General features: G+C 72.9%; 7 protein-coding genes. 6 read left to right on the top strand and 1 reads right to left on the bottom strand.

The features are described from left to right. Positions 1-304 precede the first annotated feature (304 nt). The gene (locus tag ABZ885_RS33765; protein WP_360197301.1) at positions 305-874 is read right to left on the bottom strand and encodes a GNAT family N-acetyltransferase; all 570 of its coding nucleotides are present in this window, start codon (positions 872-874) and stop codon (positions 305-307) included. A gap of 284 nt (positions 875-1,158) precedes the next feature. On the opposite strand from ABZ885_RS33765, the gene ABZ885_RS33760 reads away from it, so the two are divergent. The 6 genes from ABZ885_RS33760 to ABZ885_RS33735 all read left to right on the top strand — a co-directional run bounded on the left by ABZ885_RS33760 (position 1,159) and on the right by ABZ885_RS33735 (position 5,991). Next, positions 1,159-1,575, top strand: coding sequence for a VOC family protein (locus tag ABZ885_RS33760; protein ID WP_360197298.1), 417 nt, complete (start codon positions 1,159-1,161; stop codon positions 1,573-1,575). A gap of 216 nt (positions 1,576-1,791) precedes the next feature. Next, positions 1,792-2,709: a lysozyme gene (locus tag ABZ885_RS33755; protein WP_360197296.1), complete on the top strand. Its 918-nt coding sequence runs from the start codon at positions 1,792-1,794 to the stop codon at positions 2,707-2,709. 351 nt (positions 2,710-3,060) lie between these two features. Then, a complete protein-coding gene (locus ABZ885_RS33750; RefSeq protein WP_360197293.1) occupies positions 3,061-3,945 on the top strand; it encodes a hypothetical protein in 885 nt (294 codons plus the stop codon). 143 nt (positions 3,946-4,088) lie between these two features. Then, complete coding sequence (locus tag ABZ885_RS33745) at positions 4,089-4,529, top strand: roadblock/LC7 domain-containing protein (RefSeq protein ID WP_360197291.1); 441 nt, start codon at positions 4,089-4,091, stop codon at positions 4,527-4,529. Positions 4,530-4,652: 123 nt separating this feature from the next. Beyond that, entirely contained in the window at positions 4,653-5,057 is a 405-nt protein-coding gene (locus ABZ885_RS33740) for a hypothetical protein (RefSeq protein WP_360197303.1), read from the top strand. Positions 5,058-5,193: 136 nt separating this feature from the next. Beyond that, complete coding sequence (locus ABZ885_RS33735; RefSeq protein ID WP_360197288.1) at positions 5,194-5,991, top strand: SAM-dependent methyltransferase; 798 nt, start codon at positions 5,194-5,196, stop codon at positions 5,989-5,991. Positions 5,992-6,037 lie beyond the last annotated feature (46 nt).

The following is a 6,037-nucleotide window of genomic DNA, read 5'->3' as shown; positions in this document are numbered from 1 at the left end:
CGGGGGCGGGCGCGGGGGCCCCCCCCCCCCCCCGCGGGGGGGGGGGCCCCCACCACCGTGAGCGCCGGCGGGCGGGGGGGGGCCCCGGCCGCGGGGGCGGCCCGGCGGGGGGCCCCCCCCCCCGCGGCGGTGCCGGTTGCGGGCATGGCGGTGCCATGGAGTGCGGGCATGCGGAAGTGGCCCCCCTGGGCTGGGACGGAACGTGGCCGTTCGTCCGCCACCCTCTCACATTGGCCTAGACCAATCATGAACGAGGTATGACATCTCCGCGTTGCCCCAGGTCAGTGATGACGGAACATCAGACCTACCGCCCGGTGAGCTTCTTCGCGAGCTTCTCGAACCGCAGGTCCGGCCGGAGCGGGATGCCGAAGCGCTCGTCGCCGTACGGGAACGGGGAGTAGACGCCGGTGCGGTGGAAGCCCCGGCGCTCGTACCAGGCGATCAGGTCGGCGCGCTGCTCGATCACCGTCATCTCCAGCTCGGCCGCGCCCCACTCCTCCCCCGCGAAGCGCTCCGCCTCCGCGAGGACCGTCCGGCCGACGCCGCCGCCCTGCTCACCAGGACGGACCGAGAACATCCCGAAGTAGGCGTGCTCGCCACGGTGCTCCAGCTGGCAGCAGGCCAGCAGCTCACCGTCGCGCTCGGCGAGCAGCACCACGCCGTCCGCGTGGGTGACCGCGGCGGTCACACCCTCGACGTCGGTGCGCTGGCCGTCCAGCAGGTCCGCCTCGGTGGTCCAGCCGGCCCGGCTGGCGTCGCCCCGGTAGGCGGACTCGACCAGCTCGACCAGCGCGGGCACGTCGGCCTCGGTGGCGGGGCGGAAGGTGAGGCCGCCCGCCTCGGACTGGGCGGCGTCTCGGGTGGTCTCGGACACGGGGGCCTCTTCTCTCCGGTGGGGCGGCGGCGCGGCGCCGGTCCCCGCATCGTGCCACAGCGCCCCGGAGACCCCTCCGGGCGGCCGGGATCCGCGGGCAGGCCGGCCCCAGGACCGTCCACCAGCCCGTCCGCCAGTGCCTCCGCTCCGCACCTCGGACCCACACGGGAGGGGGCCCGCCGAGCGCGGAAGGAGGGCGACGGCGCCGGGGCGTCGCCCCCGGTCGCCGCCACGGCATCACCTAGTCTGCCGTAACGGACATAACGTCACGAAACGGAGATGTCATGGCATCCATCCTCAACCCGTACATCAGCTTCTACGGCAACGCCCGCCAGGCCATGGAGTTCTACCAGGAGGTCTTCGGCGGCGAGCTGACGGTCAACACCTACGGCGAGTTCGGCCAGCAGGAGGCCGGGGGCGGCGCCGACAAGATCATGCACAGCATGCTCACCACGACCGCCGGCTTCACCCTCATGGCCGCCGACAACCCGGCGGGGAACGAGCAGAAAACGGGGAGCAACATCTCGGTGAGCGTCAGCGGCGAGGACGACGGCGAACTGCGCCGCTACTGGGAGAAGCTGTCGAGCGGCGGCACCGTCATGGTCCCGCTCGAGAAGCAGATGTGGGGCGACATCTTCGGCATGTGCACCGACCGTTTCGGCATCACCTGGCTGCTCAACATCAACCAGCCGCGGCCCTGAGCCGACCGGGCGGAGCCGGTGCCACGCCCCCGGGAGTGCCCATCGGGCCCCGGGGGTATGGCACCGGCACCCATGTGACGGCGGATCAGGAGGTGGCCGCAGAGACCTGGTCATGCTGGCGGGTACATGGCTACTCTGCTCCCGGCCGGTACCGTCACCGGCGTACCGGCCGTACCGCACGCCACGGGAACACAGCACCGGACCAGAGGAGTGTTCATGTCCAGCACTTCCCGCTCCGCCCGCCCCACCGAAACCCCGAAGACCCGCAGGCTCCCGGCCCTCGCCGCGCTGGCCGCGGCGGTCGCCCTGGTCGCCGGCGTCACCGCCCCGGCCTACGCCGCCGAACCCGCCCCCGCCGCTCCCGCCACCACCACCGAGGCCACCGAGGTCACCGAGCAGGGCGGACCGCACCTGCCGCCCCTCCACCCCGACCGCGACTTCGCCGGCTCCACCGTCGCCGCGCACGAGGGCAGAGCCAGCACCGCGGGCGTCGCCGCGCTCGCCGTCACCCAGACCCGGGGGCTGGACGTCGCCAGCTACCAGGGCAACGTCGCCTGGTCGTCGGTCGCCGCCAACGGCGCCCGCTTCGCCTACGTCAAGGCCACCGAGGGCACCACCTACACCAACCCGTACTTCGCGCAGCAGTACAACGGCTCCTACAACGCGGGCCTGATCCGCGGCGCCTACCACTTCGCCCTCCCGGACCGCTCCTCCGGCTCCGCCCAGGCGACCTGGTTCGTCAACCACGGCGGCGGCTGGTCCCGCGACGGCAGGACCCTCCCGCCCGCCCTCGACATCGAGTACAACCCGTACGGCGCCACCTGCTACGGCCTCAGCCAGAGCGCCATGGTCAGCTGGATCCGCTCGTTCAGCGACACCGTCCGCTCCCGCACCGGCCGCTACCCCACCATCTACACCACGACCAACTGGTGGGCCACCTGCACCGGCAACTACGGCGGCTTCGGCGCCACCAACCCGCTCTGGATAGCCCGTTACGCCTCCGCCGTCGGCACCCTCCCCAACGGCTGGGGCTACCAGACCTTCTGGCAGTACGCCGACTCCGGCACCTTCCCCGGCGACCAGGACCTCTTCAACGGCGCCTACGACCGCCTCCAGGCACTCGCCAACGGCTGATCCCGCACGTTCCCACCGGCCCGGGCCGAGGAGAAACGATTCCTCAGCCCGGGCCGGACCACGCCCGAGGACACCCGGCCGGCCCACGACACCGGCCCGGCACCGACCAGGCCTGCCCCGGCCCAGCCCGGCCCAGCCCAGCCCACGGCCCTCGGGCCGGCCGGCACCACCGGGTCGCAAACCCGACAGATGGCAGCGGATTCAACCACCGCCAGCCCTCGATAGTTGGTCATATGTGCATATGAACAAGCCGCCCGATCAATTGCGATCTTCTCGATCGCGGATTCGACTGCCCGGCTAGGGTCCGAACCCGAAGTCGAAAGCCACTCAATCCGGGCGATTGCGGGGAACATGCCAGAAGTCGACAAGCCGGCCACCGCGACACACAGCGACTCCCTGGTGTCCGTCACCTCCGAGGTGGAGCGGAGGGCCCGGACCGGACGGTTCTCGGGCGCCCTCCAGGTCGCGGGCGATCCCGGCGGGCAGTTCCACTTCCGGACCGGCGCCGTCGTCGAGGTGTCCTCGCCGGGCGCCCCGGACGTGGAGACCCTGCTGCTGCACTCCGGACGGGTCAGCGAGACCGACTGGACGGCCGCCGTCCGGGCCGGGGCCGCCGGCGACCGGGCCGGCGCCGAACTCGTCGCCCGCGGACTGGTCGGCCGGGCCGAGCTGCAACTGGTCTGCCTGATGGCGGCGTTGGACGGAGCGCTGGCGATCGGCATGGGACGGATCGACGGATTCTCCTTCGACGCCGGCGCCCCCTTCCAGCACCTCGCCGCCCCGCAGGGCATCGAGGCGGACTGGCTCCTCCAGGAGGCCGCCCGGCGGATCGGGGTGATCGCCTCCCTCGCGTCCCCGCACCCGCCGTTCAGCAGCCGGCCGCAGCGCACGGCAGCGGGGACCACGCTGCTGGACGGCCCGGTGGGCGGCGACCGGCGCGAGATCCTCCGGCGCGTCAACGGCCGCCGCAGCGCCCGCGACATCGCGTTCCTCCTCGGGCGCAGCCTGTACGCCGTGACCGTGGAGCTGGCGCGGATGCAGGGCGAGGGCCTGGTCGAGACGGCGCCCGCGCACCGTACCGGGAGCGCCGCCGAGAACGGCCCGGCGCCGCTCCCGGCGGGCGGCCGCACCGGCCTGCCGGCCCTTCCGGTCCGACAGCGCGGAGCCAGCGGGATCAACGACCTCCTCCCGCTGCGGCCGGTCACCGACCGCCCCTGGAGCGCGTCCGCGGACTGAACGCGCACAACGCGCTCGACCCATGCAACCCACGCGACTCACGCAACTCACCACCGTCATGCGGCACACGCGCAACCCACGCACCCCACGAGCCTCATGAAGCGCACCGAACGAACGAAGCGAAACGAAGAGCAAGGAGCACCATGCCGATCAAGGGTGACGACCTGGCCGCCGAAATGCGGCTTCTCCGGGACCGGGTGGTCGGGGTCACCGACGTGGTCGTGGCGTCCGCCGACGGGCTGCTGATCACGGCCGAGACCGACGAGGCGGCCGACCCGGAGGTGCTGGCCGCGCTCACCGCCGCCGCGGTCGGCATCGCCCGCCGGTCCGGGAGCGCCACCGGCAAGGGACCGCTGCGGCACACGCTGGCCCGGTTCAGCAACGGTTACCTCTTCGCCCAGGCGATCGGCGAGCTGGGGCTGATCGCCGTGCTCGGCGACGCGGGCATGGACGTGAAGCGGCTGCACCTGGAGACCCAGGGCGCGGCGGAACGCATCGGCTCGGTCCTCGCCTCTCCCGCTCCCCCCGCTCCCGACCCCGACCCCGCTGCCGTCCCCGCCGAGCCGGCCGGGACGGCCGGTTGAGCCGCCGGGCGACCCGTCCCGCCGAACCACCGGTCACGAACCACCGGTCACGAACCACCCCGAACTGACGACCACACCAGGAGAATCACCGTGAACCTGCCGGAAGCCCACCCCAGCCCCAGCATGTCCGAACGGGTGGCACGCATCGTGAAGAGCCTCCGCGCGGAGGCGCCCGACTGCGTGGCCGCCGGGATCATCGACATGTCCACCGGCATGCTGCTCGCGGTGGAGACCGTCGACACCCACCCGCCGGAGGTCCTCGACATGCTGGCGGCGGCCACCCTCGACCTGTTCCAGGGCCGCAACGTGGTGATGATCGAGGGCATCTTCAAGGAGCGGCGCGGCGTGGTGAGCGACCGCCACTACTTCCAGGAGATCCTCGTCAACAGCGACAACCTGACCCACCTCTTCCTCCGCATGGACAGCACGGACGAGGTCGTCGCCGTCGTCGTGTGCCGCAAGTCCGTGAACGTCGGCATGCTGTTCGCCCAGGCCCGGCGGGTGCTGCGGGAACACGGGCCGCTCTGACCCGGCCGGCCGGGCCCGGCGACCCCGCGCCCCGCCCGGCCGCCGTCGGACGGCCCGCTATCATGCGTGGACGTTCGACAGGCCGTCACCGCGCCACGGGTGCGTGACCGCCGTTCAGTTCACCGGAGGGGACCGGATGTTCGACACCACGGACAGCAGCGACACGTTCGACCTGCAGACCGACCGGCCGCATCCGGCCCGCATCTACGACTACTGGCTCGGCGGGAAGGACAACTTCCCGCCCGACCGGGCCGCCGCCGAACACGCCGTCGCCGTCGCGCCCGACGTCCCGCAGGCGGCCCGCGAGAACCGCGCCTTCCTGCGCCGCGCCGTCCGGCTCTGCGTCGACGCGGGGGTCCGCCAGTTCATCGACATCGGCTCGGGCCTGCCCGCCCGGGGCAACGTGCACGAGGTCGCGCAGGCGGTCGCCCCGGACGCGCGGGTGGTCTACATCGACAACGACCCGATCGTCCTCGCGCACGGGCGGGCCCTCCTCGCGGACAACCGCACCACCACCGTCCTGACCGGCGACCTGCGCGACCTGGACGAACTCCTGGACCGCCCGGAGCTCCGCGAGCTGATCGACTTCTCCCAGCCCGTCGCGGTGCTGCTCCTCGCCGTCCTCCACTTCGTGGACGACGCCCACGCGGACGGCGCGCTCCGGGCGATCCATCGCCGGGTCGCCCCGGGCAGCCACCTCCTCATCTCGCACAGCACCTCCGAGGGCAACCCGCAGCGGGCCGAGGAGGTGGCGAAGACCTGGAACAGAACCGAGTCGGGCATCACCGACCGGTTCCGCGGCCGGATCGAGCAGTTCTTCACGGACTGGGAGCTCCTGGAGCCCGGCGTCGACTTCGTCCCGCTCTGGCGGCCGGACGGCCCGACGGAGAACACCACCCGCTGGATGTACGCGGGCGTCGGCCGCAAGCCCTGACACCGACCGGCCCTGCGCCCCGGCCCCGACGGCCGGAACAGCCGTC

It is taken from the genome of Kitasatospora sp. NPDC047058, from assembly GCF_040643935.1.
Classification (GTDB): Bacteria; Actinomycetota; Actinomycetes; order Streptomycetales; family Streptomycetaceae; genus Kitasatospora.
The sequence above is the reverse complement of the archived record's forward strand: the minus strand, read 5'-3'. Positions and strand labels throughout refer to the sequence as shown.

What these genes read in the sequence shown, in the direction of transcription:
- ABZ885_RS33755 (WP_360197296.1), top strand. Translation starts at nt 1,792, where the DNA reads ATGTCCAGCACTTCCCGCTCCGCCCGCCCCACCGAAACCCCGAAGACC.
- ABZ885_RS33740 (WP_360197303.1), top strand. Translation starts at nt 4,653, where the DNA reads ATGTCCGAACGGGTGGCACGCATCGTGAAGAGCCTCCGCGCGGAGGCG.
- ABZ885_RS33750 (WP_360197293.1), top strand. Translation starts at nt 3,061, where the DNA reads ATGCCAGAAGTCGACAAGCCGGCCACCGCGACACACAGCGACTCCCTG.
- ABZ885_RS33760 (WP_360197298.1), top strand. Translation starts at nt 1,159, where the DNA reads ATGGCATCCATCCTCAACCCGTACATCAGCTTCTACGGCAACGCCCGC.
- ABZ885_RS33745 (WP_360197291.1), top strand. Translation starts at nt 4,089, where the DNA reads ATGCCGATCAAGGGTGACGACCTGGCCGCCGAAATGCGGCTTCTCCGG.
- ABZ885_RS33735 (WP_360197288.1), top strand. Translation starts at nt 5,194, where the DNA reads ATGTTCGACACCACGGACAGCAGCGACACGTTCGACCTGCAGACCGAC.